Source organism: Pseudomonas morbosilactucae (assembly GCF_023241715.1).
GTDB classification, from domain to species: domain Bacteria; phylum Pseudomonadota; class Gammaproteobacteria; order Pseudomonadales; family Pseudomonadaceae; genus Aquipseudomonas; species Aquipseudomonas morbosilactucae.
The window spans coordinates 1-12,507 of the sequence record NZ_JALQCW010000108.1; the positions used below are offsets into that span (position 1 = coordinate 1).

The window sequence follows — 12,507 nt, forward strand, 5'->3', positions numbered from 1 at the left end:
AAAAAGCCAAGGCCGCGCTGATCTTCCGCCTGCCCGACGAACCGGTGGATGAGTGGGAGCGCCTGCTGGAAGAAATCGCCGAGAACGACAACGTCACCCTCGCCTACCGCGACGATGGCGGTGTGCAGATTTTCTGGGTCGTACCGAAGGAAGATTGATTCGATGATGGTCCGTTGTTTTGCCGTACTGCTGTCCTGTATCGCCCTAACCGCCCAAGCCGATGCACCACGTACCTTCAGCGAAGCCAAGAAGGCCGCCTGGAAACTCTATGCCCCGCAGTCCACCGAGTTCTATTGCGGCTGCAAGTACAGCGGCAATCGAGTCAACCTGGCGGCCTGCGGCTACGTTCCACGCAAGAATGCCAAGCGCGCCGAGCGCATCGAGTGGGAGCACATCGTGCCTGCCTGGCAAATCGGCCATCAACGCCAATGCTGGCAACAGGGCGGCCGCAAGAACTGCACCCGCAACGACAAAGTCTTTCAACGCGCTGAAGCCGACTTGCACAACTTGGTGCCCAGCATCGGCGAGGTGAACGGCGATCGGAACAATTTCAGTTTCGGCTGGCTGCCGGTGCAGACAGGGCAATACGGCTCCTGCCTGACCCAGGTCGACTTCAAGGCGAAGAAGGTCATGCCGCGGCCTTCAATTCGCGGCATGATCGCCCGGACCTACTTCTATATGAGCAAGCAATACGACCTGCGCCTGTCGAAACAGGATCGCCAGTTGTACGAAGCCTGGAACAAGACATACCCGGTCACGGCCTGGGAACGCCAGCGCAATCAAACCGTGGCCTGCGTCATGGGGCGCGGCAACGAGTTTGTCGGCCCGGTGAATCTGAAGAGCTGCGGCTAAGCCAGTGGCTCGGGCCGCTCGCTGGCCAACTCGCCAGCGAGGGAATAGGGGCAGCGCCAGATTGCGCAGCCCCTAAAGGGGTTTACTGCGCTGCGCCGAGCTGGATGACGGTCACGTCGATATTGCGTTTTTTCGCCTTGGTCAACTTCTCAACCACTTCAGCCTGTTTCGCTTCAGCTTCCGCCTGGGTCGGGAAAGGCCCGATCACCACCCGCTGCTTGCCACCCTCGGTAACCACGCTGGATATGACGCCGTGCTCGATCAGCCAACCGGTCATGTCACTCACCGCCTGAGGCAACTCGCTGCCCACCAGGACATGCCACTGTGGCGCGCTAGGCACCTGGGCCGGCTGGACCTGAACCGCTGCGGCCGTACTTTTCGCCGCCTCGACCCGCTTACCCTCGCCACAACCGGCCAAGGCCAATACCGCCGCTATCATCACTAGTGTGCGCACAACCTACCCCCGGAAAGTCTGAGGCGGCGATTTTAACACCCAAGGCCCGGTCGGCACTGTCACAAAATCAAGTCGAAACAGGGAGAATGATATTTATCGTCTCTGTATAGTCGCGCCTTGGGAATTAATACATCGTCTGCGCGTCACAAAGAGGCACCCACTGAGTGGAACTTCGCACTAATCTATACACACAACCGACATCTGCACTGCCCGATTCAGGTGCCCTACATACAAAGCAATCAAGGAGAAGATCATGCTGATACTCACCCGCAAAGTCGGTGAAAGCATAAATATCGGTGACGACATTACGATCACCATTCTTGGCGTCAGCGGCCAGCAAGTCCGGATTGGCATCAACGCCCCCAAAGACGTTGCCGTACACCGCGAAGAAATTTATCAGCGTATTCAAGCGGGCCTCACCGCCCCGGATAAACGCGAAACACCTTGAATGTCATGAGCAGCCAGCCCTTTGTCTCAGCGCAATGGCTGGCGTGGTCCCGATTGCACTCAAGCCTTGCCTGATGCTGTCGAAGCCGCCCGTTCCACTACAGCCCTCACCCTCAAACTTGCACTGCCCCTCTCAGCCCAGGGTGAACAACTGCCATTCCCTCCCCGATCTATAGCAATGAAAAAACCCGACCAAGGTCGGGCTTGAACCGTCTGCTACCCCAATTTCAACTCGAACGCGATAGCCGCCTCAGAGGCAAGTAGCCAAGGCTGCCAGCCGGCGCTTGGACACAAAGCTGTCCTGGGTCGCGTAGTAGTTGATGGTGGTCGTCGAGGCTTGCATGCGAATGTCCGCGAAAGACTCTGCCGACCGCGAATAGACCGTGTAGCCACCGGCCTTGCCGGGCTCCAGGTACGCCGCCCCATCGACACCAAACACCGCCTCGTCCTGCCAGGCGAACTGCACACACTGCGCCACCAGCAGATCAGCCTTGGTCGAGACCAGGGCCTTGTCCGGCGTCCTCGAGCGCGCCTCATTCATCGTAGAACTTGCACAGCCGACCAACAGAATCGTGACGAACACCGTCATGAAAAACCGCATGCTGCTACCTCGCTTTGAAAACGCGAGAGTATCACCCGAGCCGCAGGCAGGAATCGTCGCACACCAGAAAAAACCTCCACGACAACCGGCTGATGCGAAGACTATTTTTCATTGCCCATTGCAAAACCTGCGACAAGCAGATTAATCTCCGCGCCCCTTCCCACACTTTTGCAAAGGAGGTCCACCATGAATGACCTGATCACCCCTTGCAGGACGTGCCTGGTTTAATCGTCGTACCCGCTATTATTTAGCTCCGCGCCAAAACCTGTTCGTCCTGCCATTACCTGAGTTTATTTTTCTCCAATCAGGAATTGGACATGGACAATTGCATCCGCAATTTGTCGGACCGCGTATCGCTGATCGCTTCCGACACCACCTGGATCGAAGACAAAGCGATCCAACAACTGCACACCACCGCCCAACTGCCCGGCATGCATCGCGTCGTCGGCATGCCCGACCTGCACCCAGGCCGAGGCTACCCCGTGGGCGCCGCCTTCTTCTCCCAGGAAACCCTCTACCCGGCTCTGGTCGGCAACGACATCGGCTGTGGCATGGCCTTGTGGCAAACGGACATTCCCACCCACAGGCTCAACCTCGACAAGCTGGAAAAGAAAATCGGCAACATCGACCTGCCCCTGAGCGAGGACTGGCAGGAACAACTGGCCGCACTGGCGCTTCCAGCCAACGGACACGAACACTCCCTGGGCACCATCGGTGGCGGCAATCACTTTGCTGAACTGCAGCAAATCGACCAGGTTTACGCCCAGGACGCCGTCGACGCCCTCAAGCTCGACAACCGAGCGCTGCTGTTGCTGGTCCACAGCGGCTCCCGCGGACTGGGTGAAGCCATTCTGCGACGCCACGTGGATCAACACGGCCATAACGGCATCAGCGCTGACAGTGTCGAAGGCCGCGACTACCTGCACCGGCACAACCAGGCGCTGCGCTACGCCGAAGCCAACCGCCGCCTGATCGCCCAGCGCCTGCTGGGCAATCTGGGGGCACAGGGGCATGCCGCGCTGGACATTAACCACAACTTGGTCTCGCCGATGACCGTCGAGGGCTTGCCGGGCTGGATCCATCGCAAGGGGGCGACCCCGTCCGAGCAGGGCGTGGTGGTCATTCCCGGCTCACGGGGTGATTACAGCTACCTGGTTCAACCCATACCGATGGCCGCCAGCCTGTACTCCCTGGCCCATGGCGCAGGCCGCAAATGGATTCGCAGCGATTGCAAAGGTCGTCTGGATTCGCGCTTCAGCTTCGAACAACTCAAGCGCACCAGCCTGGGCAGCCGAGTGATCTGCGAAGACCGCGCCCTGATGTACGAGGAAGCACCGCAAGCCTACAAAGCCATCGACAGCGTGGTCGGCAGCCTGCGGGACGCCGGCTTGCTGCACGTCATCGCGCGCCTCAAGCCGGTGCTGACCTACAAACGCCGAGGGTGCTGCTGATGCTTCTATTACAGCTGTCCTCGGCCCAGGGCCCGGCCGAATGCGAACTGGCGGTGAGCAAAGCGCTGCGCCGCCTGCACGAGGAAGCCCTGGAGCAAGGCGTCGAGTTGAAGCTGATCGAAAGTGAAGCCGGCAGCCAGGCCGGCACCTGCAAATCAATGCTGATCGGCCTCGACGGCGATCAGGCTGACGCCCTCGCCCAACGCTGGAGCGGTACGTTGCTCTGGACCTGCAAAAGCCCCTACCGGCCCCAGCACAAACGCAAAAACTGGTTCTTTGCCGGGCAAGTCTTCGACCGCCCCCAAACCACCCAGGAACACGAGATTCGCTTTGAAACCCTGCGCGCCTCGGGGCCGGGTGGCCAGCACGTCAACAAAACCGACTCAGCCGTGCGCGCCACCCACCTGGCGACGGGGATCAGCGTCAAAGTGCAGTCCGAGCGCAGCCAGCATCAGAACAAACGACTGGCTCTGCTGCTGATCAACCAGCGCCTGGCGACCCTGGAAGAGCAAGCCAACAACGCACTGCGCCTGCAACGCCGGGATTCCCATCACGGCGTTGAACGAGGCAACCCCGTCAGGTCCTTTGCAGGCCCCGGGTTCGCCCCTCAAGCCAGTTAGAACCAGCCGTCGTTACGCGCCCCTTCGCCAACGACTGTCGAAGGGGCGCCCAGCAGCACCAATAAGAGACCGAAACCCGCTGGGGCGCGCGGACGAAAACCCACTATTATTCGCAACCGAGCATTCCTCAAGAGAAAGGACATTCAGGTGATCCACCCGACGGCGATCGTGTCTACATCAGCAAAACTGGGGGTAAACGCAACAATAGGCCCCTTCACCATCATTCACGACAACGTCGTGATCGGTGATAACGCAGTAATCGGCTCCCATTGTGAAATTGGACTGCCATCGTCGCTGGCGGACGGCCTGCCATTGGTTATCGGAAACGACGCCTTGATTCGCTCCCATAGCGTTTTCTACGAGGGCTCGTCCTTTGGCGACAACCTGAGCACAGGCCATCGGGTGACAGTACGAGAGAAGACCCAGGCCGGAACAGCCTTTCAAATTGGCACACTCGGGGATATCCAGGGGCATTGCAGCATTGGCCATTACGTCAAGTTTCATAGCAACGTGCACATCGGCCAGCACTCCAGGATAGGCGACTACGTTTGGATTTTCCCTTACGTGGTGCTGACCAATGACCCCCACCCACCCAGCGAAGTCTTGATGGGAGTGACCGTGGAGGACTACGTCGCCATCGCCACCATGTCGGTCATTCTTCCTGGGGTCACCCTGAAGTCTGGCTCGCTGATCGGCGCCCACAGCTCCGTCAATCGTGACGTCGCGGCAGACACCGTGGTTTCAGGAAGCCCTGCGAAGTTCATCTGCGACGCCAACGCCATCAAGCTCAAGGATGGCTCCGGACGCGCCGCGTACCCATGGCGCTTCCATTTTCATCGGGGCTACCCCGAAACCGTCATAGCCCAATGGCTCGCCGAAGCCTCGCAGCCTTAGCCTTCGGCAATGCCAAGCCAGGCCGGGCGACCATGCACAATGGCCCCGCAGAAGGCTTTAAATAACCCAAAGCAAAAAGCCCAACTCAACGTTGGGCTTCTAATCTGGCAGCCATGGCTGCGTCATAACGATAAAGCTGACTGATCCGGCTCAAATGACCTGATATCTGCGCTCACATGGCCCTGCGTGAACGAGCCCGATATTGTGTGAACGCTCTGCGAGAAATCCGAAACAACAAAAAATGGCCCACCTTTCGGTGAGCCCTTCTAGACCGCCCAGCAGAGCGGATTTTGTTTGGTAGGCGCGATTGGACTCGAACCAACGACCCCCACCATGTCAAGGTGCCACCCGAAAGCGCGTAAGTCGTTGATAAATAATAACAATATAATGTTTTAGCATGGCCTAAAAACGGTGTAATCAGCCCAATAGAATCAATAACTTAGCGCTGTATATTGCTACAGCGTGTCCCCCTCTCCCGGCGTCCTGCCGATCGCAAAAAAACCACTCCCCTGATACATCTCATCGCCTCAAGTGGCGCCAAGAACGCGACTCTATTACTGTACATAAAACCAGTATCAGCCTGAGGCATTACCGTGGACATCGAAGACACAACCGACTGGTTGGGCATCCCCACGCCTTTAGAAACCTGCCAGCAACACATAGCCATGCTCGAAGACGAGGTTCAAGAACTGACCCGGCAGCTTCGAGAGTCCAGGCAGAGGGTGTTTAAGCTGGTCGAGATGTACGCCGAGGTATCAAAAGAGCGCGACAAGCTCAGAGCGGAGGACGAGAAAAACAAGAATAAGATGTCAGAGCTTTACCTGAAAAACTCAGAACTGGGCAATACGATCAATAGCTTAAAGATCGTCAAGGCCCAGAACGATCAACTCCATAGAGAGCTTTCGGAGCTGAGATCGAGGCCGTAGCGACCCCGTCATAAGCACGCTCGCAGGTCACTCCCCTTCCCCGGCTTTGATCAGCATCTGCCGCCAGCTCTCCCGCTCTTTCATCAGCGCGCTTGAACACGTCGGCAAGCACCATGACGGCGCGGGAAGCTGCCTGGCTTGCGGCGGCAGTGCAGGAATGGCTGCTGGCCTGGGCTGCGAGACGGCCGGCAAGGTCGTCGACTGTCCGCTGCAGGCCGCCAGCAACAGTGCGAGCGGAAGCAGCATCAGCCGTTGCTTGGTCGATAACTTGTTGCCCATCCTGAATCACCTTGTTGATTGAGTTTTGCCGGGCCTGTTCCTTTTCTCGCTCGGCAACTTCTGCCAGGGCCCAGGCCTGCTGGTCGCCGGCATCACGCACGGCCCAGCGTGCCTTCCATTCATCATCCATTGTCGACCGGCCATGCTGGTAGACGCCCCAAAAGGCCAGCGCCACCAACGCTAGGCATATCGCTGCACCTGCGGTGCGAAGGCTGATCACGCGAGCACCTTCAGGGCGGTCTCATACAGCGCTTTGCGATCCTCGGCGCCCTTGGGCGTTCTCCCAGGCTTTCCGGTATTGATGATGCTGCCGATGTCCCGGATCGCTCCAGCATCGGCTAGGCTGTTGAGCCCGTTAACGTAGAAGAACCAGGCGGCAGACAAAGCGGCGTACCGAGGCTGTTCAAGCAGGTCTGGCTGGCTGATGAGATCAACGCCCAGGCCATCCCCGCAGCGCTTGTAATTCGCCCGGCCGGTTACTTGGATCAGCCCGCGCCCGCGGTAAGCCCAGCCATCACCTGGTGCGGTGTTACCGAGGCTCTTCGCTCCCCAGGCGCCACCGTAGAGGCAGTTCGCAATTGCCTGCTGGTTGGCCGCTCGGGTCGGCGTGCGCCCAAAGGCCCGCGCATCCGCCTCGCTGATGCGCTCACGGGAGAACCCGCTGATCAGGGCTTCGACCTTGTAATCGAGGCTTTCACGAACTCGGCGCAGGCGCCCCGACTCATGGCCTACCTGGGCGATGAACGCAGCCACACGCAACCGCGTGACGACTCCATACTTGCCCATGGCGGTGTTCAAGACGGGCACAAAAACGCCGGCTACTGGGCCGCGTTCGGGAGGATCTGCAGCAACTGCTGCTCTGTGATCGGCATTTAATTACTCCTGGCGAAAAACTACGTGATGGCGGTAGCAATCAAAATGGCTGATCAGGCCACTCAACCATTGAAGGGTATCCAGGCTGCCCGACCACCCGATTGACGGCCACCCGGTATTGTTTCCAGAGCTTTAACTTGGACACATCTTCGGGTGTTGCATCATCAAGATCTACAGCGTCTTGCAACGGGGCAATTCTAGTTGCCGCAATCAGCAAGAGTTCGTCGCGCTGCTTATTTGCGGCAACGATAAAATCTTCTTCTGTTTTTGGCTTATCCACTGGTGATGGTGGCGGTCCGTCAGCCAGACTGCGAAAGGTTTCACCATCCATTACGCCTTCAACGCCATCGACTGCGCGGAAGTTCATAACGAGATCCGTACCCGGCCAGCATGCAATAGCGTAACCACTCATAACGAATCCTCCCAGCCAAAGCATGCAATCATTGCGTTGCTTCCTGAGTTACTGGCGTAATAAATATTAGAGTTCTCTAGAATCATTTCAGAGATCCCGCTACCTTGCGATCCATTCTCCAGAACTGGTGGGGGATTGGTTGTTGATTGGTATCCTCCATAGCTGTTGTTAGGCGCAACGATAAGTTGTGTCCCAGATCCACCACCGCCACAAAAAACACCAATTATTCGCTTGGCTGTTGTTGGCACAAAACCAGCAACAGAGACAGGTGACCACGTCGGCGTTGATGTTGACCCAGCAGATCCCTGCGCCATAATCGGCAGTGTTGGAACGTTTGTTCCTGACGAAACCTTGTATTGAAACCTAGAATCTACCTGTGTCCCACCTAACAGAAACTTACTTGCGGTAGCGTCTGTACGAACCCATCCGACCCTTGCCTTATGCGTGTAGCCCGCAGGCATTGATGGAGCGGTATCGCTAAGCGAAAACAATCCCGATACGGTAGCGCCGTTCCAGATAACCCACACACTGTACCAAGTACTTATCGAAGAAACCCCGGCGTCTAGTCCATTCGCCCCGGAGGACGAAATACTAGGGCTAATCGAAACTGAAAGCAGCGTCTTATAATTACCTGCTGCGCTTTTCACGACAACTTCATCCATAGAATACGAAGCTATCGTATTTGTTCCAGAAATTACGCCGAGAAGATTTTTAGAGTTTCCTTGAATTCCTACCAAGTTAGATGCTTGAGGTGGAAGCGGGTCAAGAACTACAAAGTCCACACCGTCGTAAACAACATCTGATACCTGGCCAGAAGAAAATATTGCAGCAACCTTTGCTCCCGTAGAGTCGTATTGCTTGAGAGACTTTGCTCCTTTTGCAGATACGTTTAAAGTTGGATTCAGGCCTGAAGCCACGCTGAATTTTACGCTGAAACGCTGGCTTTCAGAGTACCCTGAAATTTCTGGCGTCGGCGCTAGCGTAAGGGCGGTTGAAGTCCCTCCAGTTTGAAAGGCGACTCCAGCTTGACCCTGCTGCAAGTTAAGCAAAGCGTTGAAAAATTGAGATGCGCCAACTCTATCCACATCGCCATTAGCATCCAGTCCTGCAGCCGATAGAAGAGACTGGAAAAAACCCTCCTTGTCGTTTGCCCAGTCCTGCTCTAGGTAAGAGCCATCCTTCGCTGCAGGCGCAGTTCTGTTTTTGAAAGATCCCAGAGGGTAGCCGACCGATGGGTTGTTCATGCGGCCTGGGTAGCGTTCGTTAAGCTTTAGCGACATATTAATCCCCTATATATCCTACAAATTCTGCGTCTTCGTCACCAAATTCAGCGTCCGCATCGCCGAATTCGACCATGTCGAACCCCTCAAGGAATCCGTTAAATCTCACTGCCTGAGGCTTTGGCACAAGTCCCGCATTGAGTAGTGCAAACCTTTCAAGATTGGTGATCTGCCCATAAAACTCGATACTGAACGACATGTCCTCGCCGTCAGTGACTCGCAGAACATTTGCCTTTGGGAGCAGGAAGTTCATGCCGTCGAGGATGTTTTCTATGGTGGCGTCGCCATTGTTCTTAACGATCTTGGCCTTAATGACCAGGCGGTAGAGGTCGTCGGATAGCTGGCCGTCCTGGTCGATAGTCAGTGCGCTGAACATGGCCTCGTCGTCACCAAACTCATCGCCGTCCGTCAGATCGAAGAGGCCAGGATTCATTGGCATCGCCCCCACAAAACTGCGTGGCGCCACGACGATCCGCCCAATGACGTTTAACTGCTCGCCAACTGCGGTATCGATGTCGTAGCTCTTGCGCACCGCCTGAGCTGCCGCCTCAATGCTGCCGCCAAACGCTCTGGCGATTGCGTACCATGCCACGGCCTTCGGCTTGTCTCGGTACTGCGCGTAAATACGGTCTGGGATGTTCATCACGTGATCACTACGGTGATGTTGCTCTCCGTCCACCTGGACATCTGGTTGTAGGCGATGGAGACGTTGGTCTGTCCGCCGTTGAGGCTGGATGATGGCAGGTCAACATAGCTATCCCCGTATGCCCCGATGACCTTGTTTACTGGCGTGAAGATCGTGCTGAACGGAACCGTCTCACCGATATCGAAACCGTCAATCTTGAAACCTACATCCGCGGGGATCAGGTCGCCGGCGGCGTATTCCATCATCGCCTCCTTAATTAGCTGATCAGCGTTGGGTGGAAGCGTGCCGTCATTGACGACATGGATTACCGGGATCATGTCCACGTATATAGGTCGACTTGCCCGGATCAGCTTCTTGTTGGTTGGATATTTAGGCGACGTGACATCGACCTCGAACGGCGTTCCTGGTTGGTACAGCGTTGCTCCAGGGTTCTTCTTGAGGTAAATCGCCATAGCCACATCATCGTCGGTGCCCCCATCGATAATTGGCGCGATGGAGTGCCTTGGGAGCCCGTACGGATTATCCGCAGACACGGCGCTGCTGTCGGTGTCGTTCTCGTAAACCTTAACCCGGCGCACGCCGTCGACGCTGAACAACTCTCCGATCATTGAGTCGGTCTGGTTGTTTCCTGGGCGCCCTACTGCCGTTGCACGAGTCACACGCAACTGTTCGTCGCGCTGACCGTCAGAGCCGGGGGTTGCTGGAGCAGAGTTAGTCACACTGGAGAGGCCAGCCACCACATCCACGATGCGGGTGATAGTGCCGGCGTCCGCCTGGGTTGGCCCGACGACTGTGCAAGTCGCGTTGACTGTCGCCGACCCCAGTGAGTCGGCTGTAACAGTCTGGTCCGTGGCCCAGCGGCTGCCGGTGGTGATCGACTCAAATCGGTTTCCAGCCGGAATAACGGTGCCCGGCGTTGCGATTAGCGTAAGTGGGGTGTTGGATCGCGAACCGCCCGAGCGGATGGTGCCTGTCAGCGAGCAAACGATGTCCAGGTCGTTACCCTTGGCCTTGTTCGGATCTTTTGAGTTGTAGGCCTGCTGCAGCGTCTCGTCGAGCGCGTAGAATATCTCGGAGTCGTGCGCCATCTTCAGCCCGTCGGGCGTGGATGGATCCAGGTTCCATAGCGGATCAATGTCCAGGTAGAACTGACGCTCTTGGGCAAACCACTCGTTTTGCGTCTGCAGCACGTAGCCAGTCGAAGTCAGGCTAGCCATTCAGTGTTACCTCTTCCAGGCCGAACTCAGTGAGGATTCCCGCGGTTACGCTGTAGGCGCGGTTATTGATGTTGAAGTCAGCAGAGAAGCTGGCGAGCCTGATCACGCCAGGCGTATTGGCGATTCGCGCCCTGAGCGCCGCCTCCGCGGTGGAAAGGCTGGTGAACTTGCCCAGGATCTGCTCGTACCACGGCGTGCCGTCGGTGATGTCGCGAAAGTACTCTCCCAAGAACAGGCGAAGCCTGGTAAGCACTGTCTGCGCTACTTCCGACTGCCCCGTGATGAACTGCTGCCCTTGAGTCACAATGTCGCCTGTTTCATCGTCCAGCCTGCGTACGGTCATGGAACTGGAACTCCGCTAGTCCCGGAGCCCGGGGTTACACCGCTATGGCGATGCGCGTTGAGGTTTGTGCCGGCGGCGGTGATGACGTTTCCGTCCGGCGTGATCTTCAACCCGTTAATCAAAAAGGTGCCGTCGGCCTGCAACTGAAAGCTGCCTGCGCCGTTCTGCATAAGGGTGGTTCCGTCGGCCAGTACGTTGAATCTGGCAACACCGTTATCCATGCAGATGCTGTTGTCGTTCTTCAGCCACACGAACTGGGTGCCGGCCCGGTTGCGCATCCGCACACCATTGTTCTGGAAGTCCGGCAGGACATTAGGTTTCGATCTGAAGCCGGGCAGGAACATGGCGTCCTGCATGTTATGGAATCGCCCGATAGGGTTAGCCGCCACCCCACCGCTCTGCACCCAACCATCAATGCAGCGCTGCGAGAACAGGATGTCGCCCTCACAACCTGAGTCGATCTGGTACTCGATGCAGTAGTCTCCGCCTGGGAAATAGACGGGAGTCTCAATAATTGGCTTGAGTGTGAATTCCGCGTCGTTGATGTCTACCCTGACGATGCCAACCTGAACTTGTGCCATTTGAGTGGCAGGGTTGAACGTCAAGATATTTCCGGGAACTGATGTGCAAACCCCTTTCATCAGCTCTCTGAACGCGTACCGGATCAGCCTTGCCTGCTTTGCTCGGCCTTCTAACTCAATCATTTGCTGCTCCGGAAATTATCGTGGGCAATAAAAAACCCGCCGAAGCGGGCCTGCTCATATTTCTGATACGGATCCTGATTTATCTAGCGCTGCCGAACCCATCAGTTAGCACGCCTTTTTGTTTGTACTGGCGGTTGATCAAGCCGCCAATCTTGGCATCAACCTGCCGCAAGGTGGACATCATCCCTTTTGTGGGGCCGCCGTTCAGCGACTTGCATCCAGACCGCGCCAGATAAAGGTCATGCTCTCGAATCGACACTGACATGGCGTTGTATATTTCCATGTTCTTCGATCTTAGAGCGTGCGTAACAGACCCGGCTCCATATGAAGGATCATTGGCCACATTCACAACGCCTGAGCCAGCCTTTATCGCGACATCGACATAATTGTACATCTGTCGTCCGTCGCACTGCCTCTCCTCAACAGCCAGCGTGACGGTAGGAAAGATCGCTGATAAAGCTAAGACAATCAGATTTTTCTTTAACATTTAAGGGGCCCGGCGATACGT

18 protein-coding genes are annotated in these 12,507 nt (G+C 56.8%); 7 read left to right on the top strand and 11 right to left on the bottom strand.

Features of this window, described 5'->3' with window-relative positions; all coding sequences use genetic code 11:
- Together M1B34_RS31570 and M1B34_RS31575 are read left to right on the top strand one after the other, a co-directional pair.
- Positions 1-158: DUF1654 domain-containing protein (locus tag M1B34_RS31570; protein WP_268267248.1), on the top strand; the 158-nt coding region annotated here is incomplete at its 5' end.
- Positions 159-162: 4 nt separating this feature from the next.
- A complete protein-coding gene (locus tag M1B34_RS31575; protein WP_123330843.1) occupies positions 163-852 on the top strand; it encodes an endonuclease in 690 nt (229 codons plus the stop codon).
- An 82-nt stretch (positions 853-934) separates the two neighbouring features.
- Here M1B34_RS31575 and M1B34_RS31580 read toward each other — a convergent pair whose 3' ends face one another.
- Positions 935-1,291, bottom strand: coding sequence for an SPOR domain-containing protein (locus M1B34_RS31580; RefSeq protein WP_123330841.1), 357 nt, complete (start codon positions 1,289-1,291; stop codon positions 935-937).
- Between the two features lie 268 nt (positions 1,292-1,559).
- On the opposite strand from M1B34_RS31580, the gene csrA reads away from it, so the two are divergent.
- Positions 1,560-1,754, top strand: coding sequence for a carbon storage regulator CsrA (gene csrA / locus M1B34_RS31585; protein ID WP_007920550.1), 195 nt, complete (start codon positions 1,560-1,562; stop codon positions 1,752-1,754).
- A gap of 249 nt (positions 1,755-2,003) precedes the next feature.
- Here the strand turns inward: csrA and M1B34_RS31590 are convergent, their stop codons facing one another.
- The gene (locus M1B34_RS31590) at positions 2,004-2,354 is read right to left on the bottom strand and encodes a hypothetical protein (RefSeq protein ID WP_268261884.1); all 351 of its coding nucleotides are present in this window, start codon (positions 2,352-2,354) and stop codon (positions 2,004-2,006) included.
- A 317-nt stretch (positions 2,355-2,671) separates the two neighbouring features.
- Here M1B34_RS31590 and M1B34_RS31595 point away from each other — a divergent pair, with 317 nt between their 5' ends.
- The 4 genes from M1B34_RS31595 to M1B34_RS31610 all read left to right on the top strand — a co-directional run bounded on the left by M1B34_RS31595 (position 2,672) and on the right by M1B34_RS31610 (position 6,245).
- Positions 2,672-3,805 carry an RNA ligase RtcB family protein gene (locus M1B34_RS31595; protein ID WP_268267180.1) on the top strand — a complete coding sequence of 378 codons (1,134 nt, stop codon included), beginning with the start codon at positions 2,672-2,674 and terminating at the stop codon, positions 3,803-3,805.
- On the top strand, positions 3,805-4,425 hold the full coding sequence (prfH, locus tag M1B34_RS31600; protein ID WP_123334326.1) for a peptide chain release factor H: 621 nt from the start codon (positions 3,805-3,807) through the stop codon (positions 4,423-4,425). The genes M1B34_RS31595 and prfH overlap by 1 nt, the downstream gene beginning before the upstream one ends.
- A gap of 147 nt (positions 4,426-4,572) precedes the next feature.
- A complete protein-coding gene (locus tag M1B34_RS31605) occupies positions 4,573-5,319 on the top strand; it encodes an acyltransferase (protein ID WP_268261887.1) in 747 nt (248 codons plus the stop codon).
- Between the two features lie 593 nt (positions 5,320-5,912).
- On the top strand, positions 5,913-6,245 hold the full coding sequence (locus M1B34_RS31610) for a hypothetical protein (protein ID WP_268267181.1): 333 nt from the start codon (positions 5,913-5,915) through the stop codon (positions 6,243-6,245).
- On the opposite strand, the gene M1B34_RS31615 is transcribed toward M1B34_RS31610, so the two are convergent.
- The 9 genes from M1B34_RS31615 to M1B34_RS31655 form a co-directional block, all read right to left on the bottom strand.
- Positions 6,187-6,744 carry a DUF2514 family protein gene (locus M1B34_RS31615; protein WP_268267182.1) on the bottom strand — a complete coding sequence of 186 codons (558 nt, stop codon included), beginning with the start codon at positions 6,742-6,744 and terminating at the stop codon, positions 6,187-6,189. The two genes, M1B34_RS31610 and M1B34_RS31615, sit on opposite strands and share 59 nt — an antisense overlap.
- A complete protein-coding gene (locus tag M1B34_RS31620) occupies positions 6,741-7,322 on the bottom strand; it encodes a glycoside hydrolase family 19 protein (protein ID WP_425273562.1) in 582 nt (193 codons plus the stop codon). The genes M1B34_RS31615 and M1B34_RS31620 overlap by 4 nt, the downstream gene beginning before the upstream one ends.
- A 115-nt stretch (positions 7,323-7,437) precedes the next feature.
- Positions 7,438-7,809, bottom strand: a complete 372-nt coding sequence (locus M1B34_RS31625; protein ID WP_268267183.1) for a tail fiber assembly protein — start codon at positions 7,807-7,809, stop codon at positions 7,438-7,440.
- Positions 7,806-9,053: a hypothetical protein gene (locus tag M1B34_RS31630; RefSeq protein WP_268267184.1), complete on the bottom strand. Its 1,248-nt coding sequence runs from the start codon at positions 9,051-9,053 to the stop codon at positions 7,806-7,808. Before M1B34_RS31630 ends, M1B34_RS31625 begins: the two co-directional genes overlap by 4 nt.
- Before the next feature lie 37 nt (positions 9,054-9,090).
- Positions 9,091-9,732, bottom strand: a complete 642-nt coding sequence (locus M1B34_RS31635; protein ID WP_268267185.1) for a baseplate wedge 1 family protein — start codon at positions 9,730-9,732, stop codon at positions 9,091-9,093.
- The gene (locus M1B34_RS31640; RefSeq protein ID WP_268267186.1) at positions 9,732-10,952 is read right to left on the bottom strand and encodes a baseplate J/gp47 family protein; all 1,221 of its coding nucleotides are present in this window, start codon (positions 10,950-10,952) and stop codon (positions 9,732-9,734) included. Before M1B34_RS31640 ends, M1B34_RS31635 begins: the two co-directional genes overlap by 1 nt.
- Positions 10,945-11,295: a contractile injection system sheath initiator gene (locus M1B34_RS31645; protein ID WP_268267187.1), complete on the bottom strand. Its 351-nt coding sequence runs from the start codon at positions 11,293-11,295 to the stop codon at positions 10,945-10,947. Before M1B34_RS31645 ends, M1B34_RS31640 begins: the two co-directional genes overlap by 8 nt.
- On the bottom strand, positions 11,292-11,999 hold the full coding sequence (locus tag M1B34_RS31650) for a Gp138 family membrane-puncturing spike protein (RefSeq protein ID WP_268267188.1): 708 nt from the start codon (positions 11,997-11,999) through the stop codon (positions 11,292-11,294). Before M1B34_RS31650 ends, M1B34_RS31645 begins: the two co-directional genes overlap by 4 nt.
- A 79-nt stretch (positions 12,000-12,078) precedes the next feature.
- Positions 12,079-12,486 carry a hypothetical protein gene (locus M1B34_RS31655; protein WP_268267189.1) on the bottom strand — a complete coding sequence of 136 codons (408 nt, stop codon included), beginning with the start codon at positions 12,484-12,486 and terminating at the stop codon, positions 12,079-12,081.
- Positions 12,487-12,507 lie beyond the last annotated feature (21 nt).